Raw genomic sequence first — 19,879 nt, forward strand, 5'->3', positions numbered from 1 at the left:
AGTCTTTTGGTGGTGAGTGTGCCCGTCATGTCTTGACACTGACGGGCCCTCTGCCTAACATATCGCACCCTCGACAGGCCGGTAGGTCCGGCCTGTCGTTGTTTTTGGGCTAGGAGAAACGCTTTCATGGCAACAATTAACCAGTTAGTGCGCAAGCCGCGCAAGCGCCCGACGGAAAAGAGCAACGTGCCGGCCCTGGAGGCCTGCCCGCAGAAGCGTGGCGTGTGTACACGTGTCTATACCACCACGCCGAAGAAGCCGAACTCCGCGCTGCGTAAGGTCGCTCGTGTGCGCCTGACGAACGGTTACGAGGTCTCCAGCTACATCGGTGGTGAAGGTCACAACCTTCAGGAACACTCGGTGGTGCTCATTCGTGGTGGTCGTGTCAAAGATTTGCCGGGTGTGCGCTATCACACGGTCCGTGGCAGCCTGGATACCCAGGGTGTGCAGAACCGTAAGCAGGCTCGCTCCAAGTACGGCGCCAAGCGTCCCAAGAAGGCCTAAGGGCTCGTTGAGATAAGACCATGTCCAGAAGATCTGAAGCTCCCAAGCGCACCATTCTTCCCGATCCCAAGTACGGGAGTGAGCTGCTCGCCAAATTTATCAATACCGTGATGCGCGACGGCAAGAAGTCCGTTGCGGAACGCGTGCTGTACGGCGCCCTGACCCAGATTGAAGGGAAGAAGGGTGACGGTATCCAGGTGCTGGAGCAGGCGCTGGAGAACGTGCGTCCCCGCGTCGAGGTGAAGTCCCGCCGCGTGGGTGGTGCTACTTACCAGGTGCCCGTGGAAGTGCGTGCCGTGCGCCAGAACGCCCTGGCCATGCGCTGGATCGTGGATGCCTCCCGCAAGCGCGGCGAGAAGTCCATGGCCCTGAAGCTGGCGGGCGAGTTGATGGATGCCGCTGATAGCAAGGGTGCTGCGGTGAAAAAGCGTGAAGACACCCACCGCATGGCGGACGCCAACAAGGCCTTCTCGCATTACCGCTGGTAAGGCAACCGGCGGCCAAGAACAAGACTTTTCGAGGTAATTTCAAGTGGCACGCAAAACACCCATCGAGCGCTACCGGAATATCGGTATCATGGCGCACATCGACGCCGGCAAGACGACCACGACGGAGCGTATTCTGTTCTATACCGGCGTCTCCCATAAGCTCGGTGAGGTGCATGACGGCGCAGCTACCATGGACTGGATGGAGCAGGAGCAGGAGCGCGGCATCACCATCACCTCCGCGGCGACCACCTGCTTCTGGTCAGGTATGGACAAGCAGTTCCCGGAGCATCGCGTCAACATCATCGACACTCCCGGGCACGTGGACTTCACCATCGAAGTGGAGCGTTCCCTGCGTGTGCTCGACGGTGCCTGTGCCGTGTTCTGTGCCGTGGGTGGCGTGGAGCCTCAGTCCGAAACCGTGTGGCGCCAGGCCAATAAGTACCAGGTGCCGCGGATGGCGTTCGTCAACAAGATGGACCGCCCCGGCGCCAACTTCCTGCGCGTGATCGGGCAGATCCGTGATCGTCTGGCTGCCAATCCGGTGCCCATCGTGATTCCTATCGGCGCTGAGGATACCTTCAGTGGTGTGGTGGACCTGCTCAGCATGAAGGCCATCTACTGGGATGACGCCTCTCAGGGTATGACCTTCGAGGCCAAGGATATCCCGGCCGAGATGCTGGAGCTGTGCAACGAATGGCGTGAGCACATGGTTGAAGCTGCCGCCGAAGGCTCCGAAGAGCTGATGGAAAAGTACCTGGAAGGCGGTGAGCTGAGCGTTGATGAGATCAAGCAGGGTCTGCGTGCCCGTACGCTCAGAAATGAAGTGATTCCCGCTCTGTGTGGTACCGCCTTCAAAAACAAGGGCGTGCAGCGCATGCTGGACGCCATCATCGAGTTCATGCCGGCGCCCACCGACGTGTTGGCCATCAAAGGTATTCTTGATGATGCCGCCGAGAGTGAAGGCGTGCGTCATTCCACCGATGACGAGCCGTTTGCCGCCCTGGCGTTCAAGATCGCCACCGACCCGTTCGTGGGTACGCTGACCTTCTTCCGTGTCTATTCCGGTGTGGTGCAATCCGGCGACAGCGTCTACAACCCGGTCAAGGGCAAGAAGGAGCGCATCGGCCGTATCGTGCAGATGCACGCCAACTCCCGCGAAGAGATCAAGGAAGTGCGGGCGGGCGACATCGCTGCTGCGGTGGGTCTGAAGGATGTCGGCACCGGCGATACCCTGTGTGATCTGAGCAATATCATCACCCTGGAGCGCATGGAGTTCCCCGAGCCGGTGATCTCCGTGGCCGTGGAGCCCAAGACCAAGGGCGACCAGGAAAAGATGGGCGTGGCCCTGTCCAAGCTGGCTCAGGAAGATCCTTCCTTCCAGGTGCGTACCGACGAGGAATCCGGCCAGACCATCATTTCCGGCATGGGCGAGTTGCACCTGGACATCATCGTCGACCGCATGCGTCGCGAGTTCAAGGTGGAGGCCAATGTGGGCAAGCCCCAGGTGGCTTACCGGGAAACCATCCGCAAGAAGGTGGAGCAGGAAGGCAAATTCGTGCGTCAGTCCGGTGGTCGTGGTCAGTACGGTCACGTCTGGCTGCGCATTGAGCCGCTTGAGGCCGGTTCCGGTTACGAGTTCGTCAACGGTATCGTGGGTGGTGTGGTGCCCAAGGAATACATCCCGGCGGTGGACAAGGGCGTGCAGGAGCAGATCAAGAACGGTGTCATTGCCGGCTTCCCGGTGGTGGACGTGAAGGTCACCCTGTTCGACGGTTCCTACCACGATGTGGACTCCTCCGAAGCCGCGTTCAAGATCGCCGGTTCCATCGGCTTCAAGGAGGGCGCCGCCAAGGCGGGCGCCGTGCTGCTGGAGCCCATCATGAAGGTGGAAGTGGTGACGCCGGAAGAATACATGGGCGACGTGATGGGTGACCTGAACCGTCGTCGCGGTCTGGTGCAGGGTATGGACGATGCCCCGGCGGGCAAGATCGTTCGCGCCGAGGTGCCGCTGGCCGAGATGTTCGGCTACTCCACCGACCTGCGCTCCGCCACCCAGGGTCGCGCCGTGTACTCCATGGAGTTTTCCAAGTATGCGGAAGCGCCGGCCAGCGTGGCTGAAGCGGTCATCAAGAAGTCGTCCTGAAGATCGGCTTGATCGGACGTCACCAGATTCGAATATTGAAGGGGTAATACAAGGTGTCGAAGGAAAAATTTGAGCGTAAGAAGCCGCACGTGAACGTGGGCACCATTGGTCACGTTGACCATGGCAAGACCACGCTGACGGCGGCGCTGACGGTGGTTCAGGCGAAGAAATTTGGTGGTGAGGCCCGTGCCTACGACCAGATCGACAACGCCCCGGAAGAGCGCGCTCGCGGTATCACCATTGCCACCGCGCACGTGGAGTACGAGTCTGATAATCGTCACTACGCCCATGTGGACTGCCCCGGCCACGCCGACTACGTGAAGAACATGATCACCGGTGCGGCGCAGATGGACGGCGCGATCCTGGTGGTGTCTGCCGCTGACGGCCCGATGCCCCAGACCCGCGAGCACATCCTGCTGGCCCGTCAGGTGGGTGTGCCCTACATCGTCGTGTTCCTGAACAAGGCCGACATGGTGGACGACGCCGAGCTGTTGGAGCTGGTGGATATGGAAGTGCGTGACCTGCTGTCCAGTTACGACTTCCCTGGCGACGATACTCCGATCATCGTGGGTTCTGCGCTGAAGGCACTGGAAGGCGACACTTCCGATATCGGCATGCCGGCGATCGACAAGCTGATTACCGCCCTGGACGAATACATTCCGGAGCCTGAGCGTGCCATCGACGGTGCGTTCCTGATGCCGGTGGAAGACGTGTTCTCCATCTCCGGACGTGGTACTGTAGTGACCGGTCGTATCGAGCGCGGCATCGTGAAGGTGGGAGACGAAGTCTCCATCGTGGGTATCCACGACACCATCAAGACCACCGTGACCGGCGTGGAGATGTTCCGCAAGCTGCTGGATCAGGGTCAGGCGGGTGACAACGTGGGTGTGCTGCTGCGCGGCACGAAGCGTGACGAAGTGGAGCGTGGTCAGGTGCTGTGCAAGAGCGGCTCGATCACCCCGCACACCAAGTTTGAAGCGGAAGTTTACGTGCTGTCGAAGGAAGAGGGTGGTCGTCACACCCCGTTCTTCAACGGCTACCGTCCGCAGTTCTATTTCCGTACCACGGACGTGACCGGTTCCTGCGATCTGCCGGAAGGCATCGAGATGGTGATGCCGGGTGACAACGTGAAGATGACCGTGTCCCTGATCGCGCCGATCGCGATGGAAGACGGTCTGCGCTTCGCGATCCGTGAAGGTGGCCGTACCGTCGGTGCCGGCGTCGTTTCCAAGATCATCGAGTAAGCATCATGGCAGCCAAGCAGAGAATCCGTATTCGCCTCAAGGCCTTCGATCATCGTCTGATCGATCGTTCCGCCAGTGAGATCGTGGAAACCGCGAAGCGGACCGGTGCTCGTGTGAAGGGCCCGATTCCGCTGCCGACCAAGATGGAAAGCTTTACCGTGCTGATTTCTCCGCACGTCAATAAGGATGCCCGGGATCAGTACGAGATCCGGACCCACAAGCGCCTGATGGACATCATGGACCCCACCGACAAGACTGTGGACGCCCTGATGAAGCTGGATCTGGCCGCTGGCGTGGATGTGCAAATAAAGCTTAACTAGCCACAATAGTTGTGGCATAATTGTTGGCTTTCCATGGCCCGGTGCAGGGTAACTTGTGCCGGGCCGTGATTTTCAGAACGCAGAATAATTTCTTCGGCGCTCCGGTTCGGGGCGGAAGCAAGAGGTAGTGTCATGGCAATCGGACTGGTCGGTCGCAAGGTGGGCATGACTCGTGTCTTCACTGAAGACGGAGTCTCCCTGCCGGTGTCTGTCATCGAGGTTGAGCCTAACCGGGTGGCGCAGGTTAAGACCGGCGACCGGGATGGTTATCGGGCCGTGCAGGTCGCGGTGGGCAGTCGCAGGGCAAGTCGTGTTTCCAAGCCCCTGGCGGGCCACCTGGCCAAGGCCGGCGTGGAAGCCGGGCGTGGTCTTTGGGAATTCCGTCTTGAGGATGGTGAGGGCGAAGGTATCGAAGCCGGTGCCAGCCTCAATGTGGAAGTCTTCTCTGCAGGTCAGAAGGTGGATGTCACCGGGACCAGCAAGGGTAAGGGCTTCCAGGGTGTCATCAAGCGTCATAATTTCAGCATGCAGGATGCCACCCATGGTAACTCGCGCTCTCATCGGGCGCCGGGCTCGATCGGTCAAAACCAGACCCCGGGTCGCGTGTTCAAGGGTAAGAAGATGGCCGGCCAGATGGGTAATGAGCGCTGCACCGTGCAGAACCTGGAAGTTGTCCGGGTTGATGTCGAGCGCAATCTGCTCCTGATTCGTGGCGCGGTGCCGGGTTCCACCGGTGGTGACGTGCTGGTGCGTCCCGCTGTTAAGGCGAAAGGTTGAATCTCATGAAGCTTCAGGTTCAAGACACCCAGCAGGACGTCGAGGTCTCTGATCGCGCGTTCGGTCGGGATTTTAACGAGGCCCTGGTGCACCAGGCCGTGGTTGCCTATATGGCAGGCGGTCGTGCCGGTACCAAGGCGCAGAAGAGCCGCAGTGATGTGCGCGGCGGTGGCGCCAAGCCCTGGCGTCAGAAGGGTAGCGGCCGCGCTCGCGCCGGTACTATCCGCAGCCCACTGTGGCGTGGGGGTGGTGTGACTTTTGCCGCTCGTCCCCGGGATTATTCCCAGAAACTGAACAAGAAGATGTACCGCGCCGCCATGGCCAGCATCTTCTCCGAGCTGGTCCGTCAGGAGCGTCTGGTGGTGGTGGATGCTTTCAGCATCGATGCCCCCAAGACCCGCGATCTGAAGGCCAAGCTGGACGGCATGAATCTCGACGGCGCCCTGATCGTTACCGGTGAGGCGGATATCAATCTCTATCTGTCTGCTCGCAACCTGCTCCGCGTGGGCGTGTGTGAGGTGGTTGATCTGAATCCGGTGGCTCTGGTGGGCTTCGACAAGGTGGTCATCACCGTGCCGGCGCTGAAGCAAGTTGAAGGGTGGCTGTCATGAACGAGGAAAAATTGCTCAAGGTCCTGGTGGCCCCGCATGTGTCTGAGAAAGGCACCATGCTGGCTGAGCTGAACAATCAGCACGTGTTCAAAGTGGCCGTCGACGCTACCCGCGTTGAAGTGAAAAAGGCGGTTGAATCCTTGTTTGAAGTCAAGGTCAACTCCGTGCGCATGCTGAACCAGCAGGGTAAGCGCAAGCGCATGGGTGTCCACGCCGGACGCCGCAAGCATTGGAAAAAGGCCTACGTGACTCTGGAAGCAGGTCACGATATTCAATTGGCCGGCAACGAGTAATCGGAAAGGTAACGCGAGATGGCGATCGTCAAGTCGAAACCCACCTCCGCGGGCCGTCGTTTTGTGGTCCGGGTGGTGACGCCCGATCTGCATAAGGGCGAGCCCTTCGGTCCTCTGCTGGAAAAGAAGCACCGGTCGGGTGGTCGTAACAACCAGGGCCGCGTGACTGTGCGGCACGTGGGCGGCGGACACAAACAGCACTACCGCATCGTGGACTTCAAGCGGAACAAAGATGATATTCCGGGCAAGGTTGAGCGCCTGGAGTATGATCCGAACCGCACGGCGCATCTTGCGCTGGTCCTGTATGCAGACGGCGAGCGGCGCTATATCATTGCGCCCCGTGGCGTGAAGGCGGGCGATCCGATCGTTTCCGGCGTGCATGCTCCGATCAAGCCGGGTAGCGCACTGCCCCTGCGGAACATTCCGCTGGGTACCGTGGTGCACTGCATCGAGATGCGTCCCGGCAAGGGCGCCCAGCTGGCTCGCAGTGCCGGCGCCGGCGTCCAGCTGGTGGCCCGCGAAGGTCAGTATGCGACCCTGCGCCTGCGCTCCGGCGAGATGCGCAAGGTGCATGCGGACTGCCGCGCCACCATCGGTGAGGTGGGTAACCAGGAACACAGTCTGCGCAAGTTCGGCAAGGCCGGTGCGAAGCGTTGGCTGGGTATCCGACCCACCGTTCGCGGTACGGCCATGAACCCGGTGGACCACCCGCATGGTGGTGGTGAAGGCCGGAACTTCGGTCTGCATCCGGTCACCCCGTGGGGTGTGCCGACCAAGGGTTACAAGACCCGCAAGAACAAGCGCACGGACAACATGATTGTTCGCCGTCGCAAAGCGAAGTAAGAGGGGATAGGTCAGTGCCGCGTTCGCTCAAGAAAGGTCCTTTTGTCGATCATCATCTGCTGAAGAAGGTCGAAACCGCCGCTGCCAACAATGACCGGCGTCCGGTCAAGACCTGGTCTCGCCGGTCGATGGTCATTCCGCAAATGGTGGGCTTGACCATCGCCGTGCATAACGGGCGTCAGCACGTGCCCGTGCTGGTCAGCGAGAACATGGTGGGTCACAAGCTCGGGGAGTTCGCGGCAACGCGTACCTTCAAGGGGCATGTGGCCGACAAGAAGGCTAGGTAGGGGATCATCATGGAAACCATGGCTCAACTGCGATTTGCGCGTATATCGCCGCAGAAATGCCGCCTGGTGGCGGATCAGGTTCGGGGACTGCCCGTCGAGCGGGCCCTCCAGGTGCTGAGCTTCAGCCCTAAAAAGGGTGCTCACCTGGTGAAGAAAGTTCTCGAGTCGGCCATTGCCAACGCAGAACACAATGACGGCGCTGATGTGGACGAGCTCAAGGTATCACGCATTTGTGTGGACCAGGGGCCGGTTCTCAAGCGCATCGCGGCACGGGCGAAAGGCCGTGCCAACCGGATCACGAAACGCACGAGCCATATCACTGTGGCCGTGAGCGCTGAGTAAAGTTAGGGGTCTGAGATGGGTCAGAAAGTAAATCCGATCGGCTTCCGCCTTGGGATCTCCGCCGACTGGGCGTCAACCTGGTACGCCGACGGACGAGATTATGCGGATAACCTGCACAAGGACCTGGAAATTCGTCAGTTCCTTAAGCAGAAACTGGCCCAGGCCTCTGTCAGCCGGATCCAGATCGCCAGGCCTGCGCGCCAGGCGTTCATTACGATCCACACGGCGCGTCCGGGTATCGTCATCGGCAAGAAAGGGGAAGACATCGAGTCCCTGCGCAAAGAAGTGGCGGGTCGCCTGGGTCTGGCTGTCCCTAACGTCAAGATCAACATTGAAGAGATCCGCAAGCCGGAGACCGATGCGCAACTGGTCGCCGAAGGGATCGCCCAGCAGCTGGAGCGCCGCATCATGTTCCGCCGCGCCATGAAGCGCGCCGTGGGCAATGCCATGCGCTTGGGCGCCCTGGGCGTGAAGGTTCATGTGGCCGGTCGCTTGAATGGTGCGGAAATTGCCCGCAGCGAGTGGTACCGGGAAGGCCGCGTGCCGCTGCACACGTTGCGTGCTGACATTGATTATGGGTTTGCCGAAGCTCGCACCACGTACGGCATCATCGGCGTCAAGGTGTGGGTGTTCAAGGGTGAGGTGTTCGACTTCGATAGCAAGACGGACGCTCCCCAGGATGGCAAGGCCGCGGTTAACTGAGGAGTTGAAAGATGCTGCAGCCCAAGAGGACCAAATTCCGCAAGCAGTTCAAGGGCAAGAACCGCGGTCTCGCCACCTCCGGCGAAAAGGTCAGTTTCGGTGAATACGCCCTGAAGTCCATGGATCGGGGCCGGATTACGGCCCGCCAGATTGAGGCGGCCCGTCGTGCCATGACCCGTCACATCAAACGTGGCGGAAAGATCTGGATCCGGGTGTTCCCGGATGTGCCGGTCACCAAGAAGCCCGTTGAAGTACGTATGGGTAAGGGTAAGGGCAACGTGGAGTACTGGGTGTGCAAGATTCAGCCCGGTCGTGTGCTCTATGAGATGGAAGGCGTCAGTGAGGAAGTGGCAAGGGAAGCCTTCCGCCTGGCCGCCGCCAAGCTGCCCATCAAGACCGCATTTGTGACTCGGCAGGTGATGTGATGAAGGTAAGCGAAGTACGTGAAAAAGGCAGCGATGAGCTGCAAGGCGAACTGCTGGAGCTCTACCGCGAGCAGTTCAAAATGCGCATGCAGAAGGGCACCGGCCAGTCGCCGCGTCCTGACCGCTTCGGCAAGCTCCGCAAGGATATTGCCCGCATCAAGACCGTGCTGAATCAGCGTTCGATGGCAGGCGAGTGAAGTCATGAGCGAACAGGAACAGAAAGAACAGCGTGCGATCACCGGCCGTGTGGTGAGCGACAAGATGGACAAGACCCGTACCGTGCTCATTGAGCGCCGGGTCAAGCATCCACTGTACGGTAAGTACATGCGTCGCTCCACGAAGCTCCATGTGCACGACGAGAACAACGATTCCCGGATGGGCGACAAGGTCCTGGTGAAGGAGTGCCGTCCCATGTCCCGGACCAAGACGTTCCGTCTGCTTAAGGTCGTTGAGCGCGCGCCTGAGTAAGCCGGTGCAAGTGAACACCGATACGAAGTGAGATCAGAACATGATTCAGATGCAGACGGTTTTGGATGCAGCGGACAACAGCGGGGCGCGCCGGGTCCAGTGCATCAAGGTGCTCGGCGGCTCTCATCGCCGCTATGCCAGTGTGGGCGACATTATCAAGGTGAGCGTCAAGGACGCCATCCCCCGCGGCAAGGTGAAAAAAGGCGAGGTTTATAATGCCGTAGTGGTGCGGACGGCCAAGGGTGTGCGTCGTCCGGATGGTTCGGTGGTGCGCTTTGACCGCAACGCGGCCGTTCTGCTCAACAACCAGCTCCAGCCCATCGGCACCCGTATCTTCGGACCCGTGACCCGCGAGCTGCGCGGCGAGCGGTTCATGAAGATTATTTCACTGGCGCCGGAAGTCCTGTAAGGCTGAGGTAAGAGACGATGCGCAGAATTCGACAGGGTGATGACGTGGTTGTCATCGCCGGCAAAGACAAGGGCCGCCGCGGTACCGTTCTGAGGGTGCTCGATAATGATCGGGTGCTGGTCCAGAACGTCAACATGGTGAAGAAGCACCAGAAGCCCAACCCGTATGCAGGCGTGAGTGGCGGCATCATCGACAAGGAGATGCCCTTGCATGCCTCCAACGTGATGCTGTACAACCCTGCGTCCGGCAAGGGCGACCGCGTCGGGTTCAGGGCTCTGGAGGACGGCCGGAAGGTGCGCGTCTACAAGTCCAACAACGAAGTCGTCGACGCGTCTTAAGGTGGATCAGATGGCTAGGCTTAAAGCATTTTATCAGGAGACGGTGGTGAAGCAGCTCATGGAGCGCTTCAACTATTCCAACGTCATGGAGGTTCCGCGCATCACCAAGATTACCCTGAACATGGGTCTGGGTGAGGCGGTGGCCGACAAGAAGATCATCGAGCATGCCCTGAGCGACATGACCGCCATCGCCGGTCAGAAGCCCGTGGTAACCCGTGCCCGCAAGTCCATCGCCGGCTTCAAGATCCGCGATGACTACCCCATTGGCTGCAAGGTGACCCTGCGCCGGGAGCGGATGTACGAATTCCTCGATCGTCTGGTGAACGTGGCACTGCCCCGTGTGCGTGACTTCCGTGGTATCTCCGGCAAGTCCTTCGACGGTCGCGGCAATTTCAATATGGGCGTTCGGGAACAGATCATCTTCCCCGAAGTGGACTACGACAAGATCGACGCCCTGCGCGGTATGGATATCACCATCACCACCACGGCCAAGACCGACGAGGAAGGCCGGGCGCTGCTGGAAGCGTTCCGCTTCCCGTTCAAGCAATAAGAGGTTTATAGAGTATGGCCAAAACTTCCATGATGATGCGCGAACTCAAGCGCGCCCAGTTGGTTAAGCAGTACTCGGCGAAGCGCGCAGAGCTGAAGGCGCTCATCCAGAACCCGGAGACGAGCCACGAGGATCGCATGGCTGCAGTGATGAAGCTGCAGAAGCTGCCCCGTGATTCCAGTCCTGTGCGCCAGCGCAACCGCTGCCACCTGACCGGCCGTCCCCATGGGTACTATCGGAAATTTGGCCTGGGTCGCAACAAGCTGCGCGAGGCGGCCATGCGCGGGGATGTCCCGGGCCTGGTCAAGTCGAGCTGGTAAGAGGGAAACACCTGATATGAGCATGACCGATCCCGTGGCAGATCTGCTGACCCGCATCCGTAATGGCCAGCGCGCTGCCAAGACCGAAATCAGCCTGCCGTCTTCCAAGCTGAAAGTGGCTATCGCCAACGTCCTCAAGGATGAAGGCTACGTCGCCGATGTGGTGGTGAACGAGCAGGACAAGAAACCCGTCATGACGGTGAAGCTGAAGTACTTCCAGGGCCAACCGGTAATCGAGACCATCCGACGCGTCAGCCGGCCGGGTCTGCGGATCTACCGTAGCAAGGATGAACTGCCCAAGGTGATCGGCGGACTGGGTGTCGCCATCGTCTCCACCTCCAAAGGTGTGATGACTGATCGCCAGGCCCGCGCCCAGGGTCAGGGCGGCGAAGTACTTTGCATCGTCTCCTAATCGGATTGAAGCCATGTCCCGAGTAGCGAAAAACCCCATCGCACTGCCCAAGGGCGTCGATGTGTCTATCAGCAGTGAGTCGATCTCCGTGAAGGGGCCGAAGGGAGATATTGCTTTCCCGGCCAACCCGAACGTCGAGATTGCCCAGGAAGAAGGTGTACTGACCTTCAAACCCGCTAATGGTGATACCCGTCACAATGCCATTGCAGGTACAATGCGCGCCGTCGTGAACAACATGGTGGTGGGTGTGAGCGAAGGTTTCCAGCGCAAGCTGGAACTCGTGGGCGTGGGCTACCGTGCCCAGGCGCAGGGTAGCAAGCTGAACCTGACCCTTGGTCTGTCCCACCCGGTGGAATATCCGGTGCCGGAAGGCATCAGCATTGAGACCCCCACCCAGACCGAAATTCTGGTGAAGGGCGTCGACAAGCAGAAGGTGGGGCAGGTTGCCTCCGAGATTCGCCGCTACCGTCCGCCGGAGCCCTATAAGGGCAAGGGTATCCGGTATGCGAATGAACAGATCATCCGCAAGGAAGCGAAGAAGAAGTAGGCTAGGTGACCGCAATGGATAAGAAAGAAGCTCGACTCCGGCGCTCCAAACGGGCCCGGTACAAGATCCGTGAACTCGGCGCCCATCGCCTCTGCGTGCACCGCACGCCGCGGCACGTGTATGCGCAGATCATCGCTCCCTCCGGTTCCGAGGTGCTGACCTGCGCCTCCACCGTGGAAGCCGATTTGCGCGGAGGCCTGAAGTCCACCGGCAATATCGAAGCGGCTGCCGCCGTGGGCCGTTTGATTGCCGAGCGTGCGGTCGCCAAGGGTATCAAGAAAGTGGCGTTCGACCGCTCGGGGTTCAAGTATCACGGCCGTGTGAAGGCGCTGGCCGATGCCGCCCGCGAAGGTGGCCTGGAATTCTGACAAGGGTGATGCAATGGCAAGTGTGAATGCGAGCGAGAACGACGGCCTTCAGGAGAAGCTCATCTCCGTCAACCGTGTGGCCAAGGTGGTCAAAGGTGGACGCCAGTTTCGTTTTACTGCCCTGACCGTGGTCGGTGACGGCAACGGTAAGGTCGGCTTTGGCTACGGCAAGGCCCGTGAAGTACCCCTGGCTATCCAGAAGGCGATGGAATCCGCGCGCAAGAATATGCGCTCCGTCCCTCTCAACGATGGCACGCTGCATTACTCCGTGAGTTCCCGTCACGGCGCCGCGAAGGTCTTCATGCAGCCCGCCTCCGAAGGTACCGGGATTATCGCCGGTGGTGCCATGCGTGCCGTTTTCGAGGTGGCAGGTGTGCGTAACGTGCTGGCCAAATGCATCGGTTCGCGCAACCCCATCAACGTGGTGCGTGCGACCCTGAACGGCCTGATCGCCGTGCATGATCCGAAGCTTATCGCCGCCAAGCGTGGCAAGAAACTCGAAGAGATCGTGGGGTAATCATGGCAGCCGCGAACGAACTCAAGGTGACGCTGATCCGCAGCAAGCATGGGCGGCTTAAGAGCCATCAGGCTTGTCTGAGTGGTCTGGGCATCCGTCGTATCCACAATCCGGTGGTCGTCAAGGATACGCCGGAAAATCGGGGGATGATCAACAAGGTATCCTATCTCCTGAAGGTTGAGGAGGTTTGAGATGAGACTGAACAATCTGAGCCCGGCCCCGGGCAGCCGTCCCAGTGCCAAGCGTCTGGGTCGCGGTATCGGCTCCGGTCTGGGCAAGACGGGTGGTCGCGGTCACAAGGGTCAGAAGTCCCGTGCCGGTGGCTACCACAAGGTGGGCTTTGAGGGCGGTCAGATGCCCTTGCAGCGTCGTCTGCCGAAGGTGGGTTTCCGCTCCCGTACCAGTGCCGGCAGTGCCGAGGTGCGTCTGCACGAACTGGCGGGCCTGGAAGGCGTGATCGACCTGGCCGCACTGAAGGCTGCCGGCGTTGTGCCGACGCAGACCGTCAAGGCCAAGGTGATTGCTTCGGGTTCCATTGACAAGGCCGTGAGCCTCAAGGGCGTGGCCGTAACCAAGGGCGCGCGGGCTGCCATTGAGGCCGCCGGCGGGCAGATCGAGGACTAAGTGGCCGCTTCCAATACAGCAGGGGGCGCAACATTAGGCGGGCTGGGGAAGTTCACTGAACTTCGCCAGCGCCTTTTGTTTGTGCTGATGGCGTTGGTGGTCTACCGTATCGGGACGTTCATCCCGGTGCCGGGGATCGATCCCATTGCAATGGCGCAGTTCTACGACGCTCAGTCGGGGACCATTCTGGACATGTTCAACATGTTCGCAGGTGGAGCCCTTGAGCGTCTGAGTCTGTTTGCCCTCGGGGTGATGCCGTATATCTCGGCGGCCATCATCATGCAGCTTCTGGCTGCAACGGTGCCGGCCCTGCAACAGATCAAGAAGGAAGGGGAGCCGGGCAGGCGCAAGATCACTCAGTACACCCGCTACGGCACGGTGTTTCTGGCGTTGATTCAGAGTATCGGTATTGCTATTGCGCTGAATCAGCAGGTGATTGGCGACACCACGGTGGCCGTCAATCCGGGTATCGGCTTCATCTTCACCACGGTGGTCTCCCTGGTGACCGGTACGGTGTTCCTGATGTGGCTGGGCGAGCAGGTGACGGAGCGGGGTATCGGTAACGGTATTTCCATCATCATCTTCGCCGGGATCGTTGCCGGTCTGCCGGGTGCCCTGGGTGGTACCCTAGAGCTGGCCAGCACCGGTGAGCTGTCGCCGGCCTTCGTGATCCTGCTCATGGCCATGGGCATGGCGGTGATTGGCTTCATCGTCTTCGTGGAGCGTGGTCAGCGTCGCATTACTGTGAACTACGCCAAGCGTCAGGTCGGACGCAAGGTTTTCGGTGGTCAGAGTAGTCATCTGCCCCTGAAGCTGAACATGGCGGGTGTGATCCCGGCCATCTTCGCCTCCAGTATCATCCTGTTCCCCGCCACTCTGGGGACTTGGTTCGGGCAGGCGGAGGGTATGACTTGGTTGCGGGATCTGTCGACGGCCCTGGGCCCTGGACAGCCGCTCTATGTGATGCTCTATGGTGCGGCGATCGTGTTCTTCTGCTTCTTCTACACGGCGTTGGTCTTCAATGCCCGGGAGACGGCGGAAAACCTGAAAAAATCAGGTGCCTTTATTCCAGGTATCCGGCCGGGGGCGCAGACCGAGCGGTACATTGATAGCGTCATGACCCGTCTGACGGCGGTCGGTGCCATCTACATCACCGCCGTGTGTCTGATGCCCGAGTTCCTGATCCTGTACTGGAACGTGCCCTTTTATTTCGGTGGTGCGTCCCTGCTGATCATCGTGATCGTGGTGATGGATTTCATGGCGCAGTTGCAGGCGCACCTGGTGTCCCATCAGTACGAGGGATTGATGCGCAAGGCCAACCTGAAAGGCTATGGCAAGTCGGGCATGCTGCGATAGCAGGCCCAGCTAGAGGAAATTGAGATGAAAGTACGTGCGTCTGTAAAAAAGATTTGCCGCAACTGCAAGATCATCCGCCGCAACGGTGTTGTGCGTGTGATCTGCTCGGATCCCCGTCACAAACAGCGGCAGGGTTAACCGTTGATTCGGCGGCGTTCACTGGTTAGAATACCCGGCTTTTCCGCCGGTGCTTGGAGATAGCTGGATGGCTCGTGTAGCAGGTGTCAATATTCCGGACCACAAACATGCCGTGATTGCCCTTCAGGCAATCTACGGTGTTGGTAAAACCCGTGCCCAGAAGATCTGCGTGGCGGCTGGGATTCGTCCGGACATCAAGATCCGCGATCTCTCCGAAGACGAAGTGGAGAAGGTGCGTACGGAAGTGGGGCGTTTCAGCGTCGAAGGTGATCTTCGTCGCGAAACCTCCATGAACATCAAGCGCTTGATGGATCTGGGTTGCTACCGGGGCTTGCGCCACCGTCGCGGCCTGCCTCTGCGCGGTCAGCGTACCCGCACGAATGCGCGCACCCGCAAGGGACCGCGTCGCCCCATCCGCAAGTAATTATCAGGATTACAGGAAACAGGTATGGCACAGGCCCCCACCCGGACCCGTAAGAAGGTCAAGAAGTCCGTCTCCGACGGTGTGGCGCATGTCTATGCGTCCTTCAACAACACGATCGTGACGATCACCGACCGCCAGGGCAATACCCTGTCCTGGGCCACGGCCGGTGGTTCCGGGTTCCGCGGCTCCCGCAAGAGCACGCCGTTCGCCGCCCAGGTGGCTGCTGAGCGTGCCGGTACGGCTGCTCAGGAATATGGTCTCAAGAATCTGGAAGTGCTCGTCAAGGGTCCTGGCCCGGGGCGGGAGTCGGCGGTTCGCGCCCTGAATAACGTGGGCTTCAAGATTACGAACATCAGCGACATCACGCCGATTCCCCACAATGGTTGCCGTCCGCCGAAGAAGCGGCGCGTATAGTCCCGGAGGAGCACCATGGCACGTTATATTGGTCCCAAGTGCAAGCTGAGTCGCCGCGAAGGCACCGACTTGTCCCTGAAGAGCCGCGTCCGCGCACTGGATTCCAAGTGCAAGCTGGACAAAGCTCCCGGGCAGCACGGCGATCGCCGCACCCGCCTGTCCGACTACGGTGTGCAGCTGCGTGAAAAGCAGAAGCTGCGCCGTATCTATGGAGTGCTGGAGCGTCAGTTCCGCAACTACTACAAGGAAGCGAGCCGACTCAAAGGCTCCACCGGTGATAACCTGCTGCGTCTGCTGGAATGCCGGCTGGACAACGTGGTGTACCGGATGGGCTTTGGCAGTACGCGCGCGGAAGCCCGTCAGCTGGTAAGTCACAAGGCCATCCAGGTGAACGGCCGCACCGTGAATATCGCTTCCTATCAGGTCAAGCCCACGGACGTGATCTCCATTCGTGAGAAGTCCCGCAAGCAGGTCCGTATCCAGGATTCCCTGGCGCTGGCTGAGCAGTTCGGCTTCCCCGAGTGGGTGGACGTGGACACCAAGAAGATGGAAGGCGTATTCAAGAACGCTCCTGAGCGCAGCGACCTGCCGGCGGATATTAACGAATCCCTGGTGGTCGAGCTCTACTCCAAGTAATTAGTTACGAGGTCTTTGATGCAGACCAAGGTCAACGAACTCCTCAAGCCTCGACATATCGAGGTCCAGTCCATCACGGACAATGTGTCCAAGGTGGTGCTGGAGCCGCTTGAGCGGGGTTTCGGTCATACACTCGGCAACGCGCTTCGCCGTATTTTGCTGTCCTCCATTCCCGGCGCCGCCGTGGTGGAGGCGGAGATCGAAGGTGTGTTGCATGAGTACACCACCCTCGAAGGGGTTCAGGAGGATGTCGTCGATGTCCTGTTGAACCTCAAGGGCATTGCACTGCGCATGACCGCTCGGGACGAAGCCACCCTGGTCCTGAAGAAGAAGGGGCCGGGTGTGGTTACTGCCGGTGATATCACCCTGGATCATGACGTGGAAGTCGTGAATCCGGATCATGTCATTGCCCATCTCACCAAGAGCGGTGAGCTGAATATGACCCTGAAGGTGGGGAAGGGCCGTGGTTATCAACCGGTGTCCGCCCGTCGTCAGGCCGATGGTGAGGATCGCCCGATCGGCCGTTTGATGCTGGATGCCAGCTTCAGCCCGATTCGGCGTGTGGCTTACAACGTGGAAAGTGCCCGTGTGGAACAGCGCACGGACATGGACCGTCTGGTCATCGAGCTGGAGACCAACGGTACCGTGTCTCCGGACGACGCCATTCGCCAGGCTGCCACGATCCTGCAGAGTCAGTTGATGGCCTTTGTGGAACTGCGAGGTGATGAAACCATCACCCAGGAAAGCAAGTCCATGGACATCGACCCGATCCTGCTGCGTCCGGTGGACGATCTGGAATTGACGGTGCGTTCGGCCAACTGCCTGAAGGCGGAGAACATCTACTACATTGGTGATCTGATTCAGAGAACCGAAGTGGAGCTGCTCAAGACCCCGAACCTGGGGAAGAAGTCCTTGACCGAGATCAAGGACGTGCTGGCCTCTCATGGCTTGTCCATGGGTATGCGTCTTGAGAACTGGCCGCCGCCGGGCCTTAAAGAACACGAAAAGAAGAGCGCCGGCTAACTCCGGTCGTCTCGCAGATTTTGACTTAAGGAATAAAAGCCATGCGTCACCGTCACTCGGGTAGGCAACTTAATCGCAACAGTTCACACCGCAAGGCCACCATGCAGAGCCTGGCGTTGTCGCTGTTCCGCCACGAAGCGATCAAGACGACGCTGCCCAAGGCGAAGGAACTGCGCCGGGTGGCTGAGCCTTTGATCACTCTGGCAAAGGAAGATAGCGTCCATACCCGCCGTCTCGCCTTTGCGCGTCTGCGGGACGACGAGATCGTGGGCAAGCTGTTCAATGAGCTGGGTCCTCGTTACCAGACCCGTCCGGGTGGTTATCTGCGCATCCTGAAGTGTGGTTTCCGCAAGGGAGACAATGCGCCGATGGCTTACGTGGAACTGGTGGATCGTCCGGAGCCTGTGGCTGCGGAGGCTGCGGAGTAATCTTCTTCGGCATTGTGTTCTGTTTCATGGTGATACGAAAAAGCCGGCCTTTGTGCCGGCTTTTTCGTATCCGCGCTGTCCGGCACCGTTGAAGCATTGGAGGGCGGATTCATGATCGTGACCTTCACCGACTTTGGAAGAGAGGGTCCCTATCTGGGGCAGATGGAGGCCGTGCTGGCTCATCGGGCGCCTCGATCCCGCGTGATTCATCTGCAGACCGATGCGCCTGCCTTCCGGCCGCAGGCAGCCGCCTGCCTGCTGCGATCCTTGCTGGCTCCCTTCCCGCCGGGTTGTGTATTCCTTTGTGTGGTGGACCCGGGAGTGGGGACTCTGCGTCGACCCTTGGTGCTGCGCGCCGGCACGCACTGGTTTGTCGGGCCGGATAATGGCTTGCTGATTCCGGCAGTTCGTAGTCTTGGCGTGTTGGGGGCGTGGGTCGTCCACTGGAGGCCTCATCGCCTTTCCGATAGCTTCCACGGCCGGGATCTGTTTGCGCCGGTGGCAGCCATGCTGGCCAATGGGGAGCCGGTCCCGGGCGACATCGTTGAGGTTGGCGACCTGCAGGGCTGGGGTTGGCCGGAGGTATTGTGGGAAGTGGTTTATGTGGATGTCTACGGTAATGTCATGACCGGCATCCCGGCCGACCTGCTGGGTGATGAGGTGATACTCAGCGTGGCGGGGGAGGGGCTTCCATACTGCCGGGTTTTCGGGGAGGCGGCGGCGGGAGTCGTGTTCTGGTATCGCAATGCCATGGGGCTGGTGGAGATTGCTGTGAACCGGGGCAGCGCCGCCAAGCGTCTGGGGCTGCAGGTCGGCAGCGGTATTGAGTGTCGGGCATGATCCTTCCCCTTCCAAGGGGTGGGGGGTGTCCGTCTTTCACCTGGTTGCGGATCCCGTATATCCTGCCCAGCTCGATCATCTTCAGGAGACTTCCATGAAGCCTGCGGGCGCGTATCGATTCAGACGAGCCATCCGGCCCTTCTCCTACACCGTGGCAATCGCCGCCTGTGGTTTGGGCACTCTGCTGGCACTGCAGCAGGGGTACGGCAGTCTCTGGTTGGCGATGGTGATCATCGGGGCCGGGGTGTTGATTCAGGCGGCCGTGAATCTGATCAATGACCATGCCGATCTGCCGGTTCTGGAGTCCTTTTGTCTGGCTGCGGAAGGAGAAGCGCGCAGGGAATGGGCGGAAGCCATCGAGCACGTCAGGCGCAACTACACACTGGGAGTGATCTTTTTCGGTCTTTCCTTGTTGATCGGGTTGGGGCTTGTGCTGATGCAGGGGTGGCCCTTGCTGGTAATCATCATCGCGGGTCTTTTGGGGGGGTACTTCTATTCTTCTGAGCCCATTCACTACAAGCGGCGGGGTTTTGGGGTCGTACTGGTCTTCTGGTTCATGGGGGTTCTGCTGGTAGGTGGGTCCGCCATGGCCATGGGCGCCCCGCTATCATTGTCCATGCTGGCAGTGAGCATTCCTTTCGGTCTGCTCACATCCCTGGTGCTGCTGGCGAATGAGATTCGGGATCATGAAGAAGATCGTCGGCATGGTCTGGGTACGTTGACGGTAAGGATCGGACTCGACGCAGGCCGGTACCTGTATGTGGCTCTGCTTGCGGGCGCATATCTGGCGAGTCTGGGGTTATGGCTGTCCGGTGTGTTGCCCTGGGTCTGGCAACTCCTCTTCTCCCTGCCCCTAGCCTACGTGCCGCTGATGAAGGTGGTGAACCGGCAGGCGGACCGCAGCGATCTGCCGCCTTTGACCGGAAAGCTGTTTGCAATATTTGCTTTGCTGTTTCTGTGTGCCTTCGCTTTGGAGCTTGTGCTGTAGCTATTGTTGAGGGGGGGGGGTAAAAAACCTCTTTCCTCGGAGTTGGAAGGCAGCAATCAAAGCCCCTCTCCCCTTGTGGGAGAGGGGCTGAGGTGAGGGG

The 19,879-nt window shown here is 59.9% G+C and carries 34 protein-coding genes; all 34 read left to right on the forward strand.

The window, feature by feature from the left end:
- Window positions 1-126 precede the first annotated feature (126 nt).
- The 34 genes from rpsL to LQ956_RS09130 all read left to right on the forward strand — a co-directional run bounded on the left by rpsL (window position 127) and on the right by LQ956_RS09130 (window position 19,779).
- Window positions 127-504, forward strand: coding sequence for a 30S ribosomal protein S12 (gene rpsL, locus LQ956_RS08965; protein WP_008933192.1), 378 nt, complete (start codon window positions 127-129; stop codon window positions 502-504).
- Window positions 505-524: 20 nt separating this feature from the next.
- The gene (gene rpsG / locus LQ956_RS08970; RefSeq protein WP_238620779.1) at window positions 525-992 is read left to right on the forward strand and encodes a 30S ribosomal protein S7; all 468 of its coding nucleotides are present in this window, start codon (window positions 525-527) and stop codon (window positions 990-992) included.
- A gap of 43 nt (window positions 993-1,035) precedes the next feature.
- A complete protein-coding gene (gene fusA / locus LQ956_RS08975; RefSeq protein WP_238620778.1) occupies window positions 1,036-3,135 on the forward strand; it encodes an elongation factor G in 2,100 nt (699 codons plus the stop codon).
- A 53-nt stretch (window positions 3,136-3,188) separates the two neighbouring features.
- Window positions 3,189-4,379, forward strand: a complete 1,191-nt coding sequence (gene tuf / locus LQ956_RS08980; RefSeq protein WP_238620774.1) for an elongation factor Tu — start codon at window positions 3,189-3,191, stop codon at window positions 4,377-4,379.
- Between the two features lie 5 nt (window positions 4,380-4,384).
- Window positions 4,385-4,699 carry a 30S ribosomal protein S10 gene (gene rpsJ, locus LQ956_RS08985; protein ID WP_008933160.1) on the forward strand — a complete coding sequence of 105 codons (315 nt, stop codon included), beginning with the start codon at window positions 4,385-4,387 and terminating at the stop codon, window positions 4,697-4,699.
- A 132-nt stretch (window positions 4,700-4,831) separates the two neighbouring features.
- Window positions 4,832-5,476, forward strand: a complete 645-nt coding sequence (rplC, locus tag LQ956_RS08990; protein WP_238620773.1) for a 50S ribosomal protein L3 — start codon at window positions 4,832-4,834, stop codon at window positions 5,474-5,476.
- A 5-nt stretch (window positions 5,477-5,481) separates the two neighbouring features.
- On the forward strand, window positions 5,482-6,087 hold the full coding sequence (gene rplD, locus LQ956_RS08995; protein WP_238620772.1) for a 50S ribosomal protein L4: 606 nt from the start codon (window positions 5,482-5,484) through the stop codon (window positions 6,085-6,087).
- On the forward strand, window positions 6,084-6,380 hold the full coding sequence (gene rplW, locus LQ956_RS09000; protein ID WP_238620770.1) for a 50S ribosomal protein L23: 297 nt from the start codon (window positions 6,084-6,086) through the stop codon (window positions 6,378-6,380). Before rplD ends, rplW begins: the two co-directional genes overlap by 4 nt.
- Before the next feature lie 18 nt (window positions 6,381-6,398).
- Window positions 6,399-7,223, forward strand: coding sequence for a 50S ribosomal protein L2 (gene rplB / locus LQ956_RS09005; protein WP_238620768.1), 825 nt, complete (start codon window positions 6,399-6,401; stop codon window positions 7,221-7,223).
- Window positions 7,224-7,237: 14 nt separating this feature from the next.
- A complete protein-coding gene (gene rpsS, locus LQ956_RS09010) occupies window positions 7,238-7,510 on the forward strand; it encodes a 30S ribosomal protein S19 (protein WP_008933165.1) in 273 nt (90 codons plus the stop codon).
- 9 nt (window positions 7,511-7,519) lie between these two features.
- Window positions 7,520-7,852: a 50S ribosomal protein L22 gene (rplV, locus tag LQ956_RS09015; RefSeq protein ID WP_008933166.1), complete on the forward strand. Its 333-nt coding sequence runs from the start codon at window positions 7,520-7,522 to the stop codon at window positions 7,850-7,852.
- 15 nt (window positions 7,853-7,867) lie between these two features.
- A complete protein-coding gene (gene rpsC / locus LQ956_RS09020; RefSeq protein ID WP_238620766.1) occupies window positions 7,868-8,554 on the forward strand; it encodes a 30S ribosomal protein S3 in 687 nt (228 codons plus the stop codon).
- A gap of 11 nt (window positions 8,555-8,565) precedes the next feature.
- Window positions 8,566-8,979: a 50S ribosomal protein L16 gene (gene rplP, locus LQ956_RS09025; protein WP_200176788.1), complete on the forward strand. Its 414-nt coding sequence runs from the start codon at window positions 8,566-8,568 to the stop codon at window positions 8,977-8,979.
- Complete coding sequence (rpmC, locus tag LQ956_RS09030; RefSeq protein ID WP_238620764.1) at window positions 8,979-9,176, forward strand: 50S ribosomal protein L29; 198 nt, start codon at window positions 8,979-8,981, stop codon at window positions 9,174-9,176. The genes rplP and rpmC overlap by 1 nt, the downstream gene beginning before the upstream one ends.
- 4 nt (window positions 9,177-9,180) lie before the next feature.
- The gene (gene rpsQ / locus LQ956_RS09035; RefSeq protein ID WP_008933170.1) at window positions 9,181-9,447 is read left to right on the forward strand and encodes a 30S ribosomal protein S17; all 267 of its coding nucleotides are present in this window, start codon (window positions 9,181-9,183) and stop codon (window positions 9,445-9,447) included.
- A gap of 40 nt (window positions 9,448-9,487) precedes the next feature.
- Window positions 9,488-9,856, forward strand: coding sequence for a 50S ribosomal protein L14 (gene rplN / locus LQ956_RS09040; protein WP_200176790.1), 369 nt, complete (start codon window positions 9,488-9,490; stop codon window positions 9,854-9,856).
- Between the two features lie 17 nt (window positions 9,857-9,873).
- Complete coding sequence (rplX, locus tag LQ956_RS09045; RefSeq protein WP_238620762.1) at window positions 9,874-10,194, forward strand: 50S ribosomal protein L24; 321 nt, start codon at window positions 9,874-9,876, stop codon at window positions 10,192-10,194.
- A gap of 10 nt (window positions 10,195-10,204) precedes the next feature.
- Window positions 10,205-10,744, forward strand: a complete 540-nt coding sequence (gene rplE / locus LQ956_RS09050) for a 50S ribosomal protein L5 (protein ID WP_238620760.1) — start codon at window positions 10,205-10,207, stop codon at window positions 10,742-10,744.
- Between the two features lie 14 nt (window positions 10,745-10,758).
- Window positions 10,759-11,064: a 30S ribosomal protein S14 gene (gene rpsN, locus LQ956_RS09055; protein WP_008933174.1), complete on the forward strand. Its 306-nt coding sequence runs from the start codon at window positions 10,759-10,761 to the stop codon at window positions 11,062-11,064.
- Window positions 11,065-11,080: 16 nt separating this feature from the next.
- On the forward strand, window positions 11,081-11,476 hold the full coding sequence (gene rpsH, locus LQ956_RS09060; protein WP_238620759.1) for a 30S ribosomal protein S8: 396 nt from the start codon (window positions 11,081-11,083) through the stop codon (window positions 11,474-11,476).
- Between the two features lie 13 nt (window positions 11,477-11,489).
- On the forward strand, window positions 11,490-12,023 hold the full coding sequence (gene rplF, locus LQ956_RS09065) for a 50S ribosomal protein L6 (protein WP_238620758.1): 534 nt from the start codon (window positions 11,490-11,492) through the stop codon (window positions 12,021-12,023).
- A 14-nt stretch (window positions 12,024-12,037) separates the two neighbouring features.
- Window positions 12,038-12,391, forward strand: a complete 354-nt coding sequence (gene rplR, locus LQ956_RS09070; protein WP_238620756.1) for a 50S ribosomal protein L18 — start codon at window positions 12,038-12,040, stop codon at window positions 12,389-12,391.
- A 13-nt stretch (window positions 12,392-12,404) separates the two neighbouring features.
- Window positions 12,405-12,908: a 30S ribosomal protein S5 gene (gene rpsE / locus LQ956_RS09075; RefSeq protein WP_238620754.1), complete on the forward strand. Its 504-nt coding sequence runs from the start codon at window positions 12,405-12,407 to the stop codon at window positions 12,906-12,908.
- A 2-nt stretch (window positions 12,909-12,910) separates the two neighbouring features.
- Entirely contained in the window at window positions 12,911-13,099 is a 189-nt protein-coding gene (gene rpmD, locus LQ956_RS09080; protein ID WP_238620752.1) for a 50S ribosomal protein L30, read from the forward strand.
- A 1-nt stretch (window position 13,100) separates the two neighbouring features.
- A complete protein-coding gene (rplO, locus tag LQ956_RS09085) occupies window positions 13,101-13,532 on the forward strand; it encodes a 50S ribosomal protein L15 (RefSeq protein ID WP_238620750.1) in 432 nt (143 codons plus the stop codon).
- Window positions 13,533-14,888 carry a preprotein translocase subunit SecY gene (secY, locus tag LQ956_RS09090; protein ID WP_347402036.1) on the forward strand — a complete coding sequence of 452 codons (1,356 nt, stop codon included), beginning with the start codon at window positions 13,533-13,535 and terminating at the stop codon, window positions 14,886-14,888.
- Between the two features lie 24 nt (window positions 14,889-14,912).
- The gene (rpmJ, locus tag LQ956_RS09095) at window positions 14,913-15,026 is read left to right on the forward strand and encodes a 50S ribosomal protein L36 (protein ID WP_008933182.1); all 114 of its coding nucleotides are present in this window, start codon (window positions 14,913-14,915) and stop codon (window positions 15,024-15,026) included.
- 67 nt (window positions 15,027-15,093) lie between these two features.
- Window positions 15,094-15,450, forward strand: a complete 357-nt coding sequence (rpsM, locus tag LQ956_RS09100) for a 30S ribosomal protein S13 (RefSeq protein WP_238620749.1) — start codon at window positions 15,094-15,096, stop codon at window positions 15,448-15,450.
- 24 nt (window positions 15,451-15,474) lie between these two features.
- Window positions 15,475-15,864, forward strand: a complete 390-nt coding sequence (rpsK, locus tag LQ956_RS09105; RefSeq protein WP_008933184.1) for a 30S ribosomal protein S11 — start codon at window positions 15,475-15,477, stop codon at window positions 15,862-15,864.
- 15 nt (window positions 15,865-15,879) lie between these two features.
- Window positions 15,880-16,500, forward strand: coding sequence for a 30S ribosomal protein S4 (gene rpsD, locus LQ956_RS09110; protein WP_238620748.1), 621 nt, complete (start codon window positions 15,880-15,882; stop codon window positions 16,498-16,500).
- A gap of 18 nt (window positions 16,501-16,518) precedes the next feature.
- The gene (locus LQ956_RS09115) at window positions 16,519-17,523 is read left to right on the forward strand and encodes a DNA-directed RNA polymerase subunit alpha (RefSeq protein ID WP_238620746.1); all 1,005 of its coding nucleotides are present in this window, start codon (window positions 16,519-16,521) and stop codon (window positions 17,521-17,523) included.
- A gap of 41 nt (window positions 17,524-17,564) precedes the next feature.
- Window positions 17,565-17,951, forward strand: coding sequence for a 50S ribosomal protein L17 (gene rplQ, locus LQ956_RS09120; protein ID WP_238620744.1), 387 nt, complete (start codon window positions 17,565-17,567; stop codon window positions 17,949-17,951).
- A gap of 111 nt (window positions 17,952-18,062) precedes the next feature.
- Window positions 18,063-18,791 carry an SAM hydrolase/SAM-dependent halogenase family protein gene (locus tag LQ956_RS09125; RefSeq protein ID WP_238620742.1) on the forward strand — a complete coding sequence of 243 codons (729 nt, stop codon included), beginning with the start codon at window positions 18,063-18,065 and terminating at the stop codon, window positions 18,789-18,791.
- Between the two features lie 94 nt (window positions 18,792-18,885).
- Entirely contained in the window at window positions 18,886-19,779 is an 894-nt protein-coding gene (locus tag LQ956_RS09130) for a prenyltransferase (protein ID WP_238620740.1), read from the forward strand.
- Window positions 19,780-19,879 lie beyond the last annotated feature (100 nt).

Origin of the sequence: Ectothiorhodospira lacustris, from assembly GCF_022227845.1 — a bacterium.
Lineage (GTDB): Bacteria > Pseudomonadota > Gammaproteobacteria > Ectothiorhodospirales > Ectothiorhodospiraceae > Ectothiorhodospira > Ectothiorhodospira lacustris.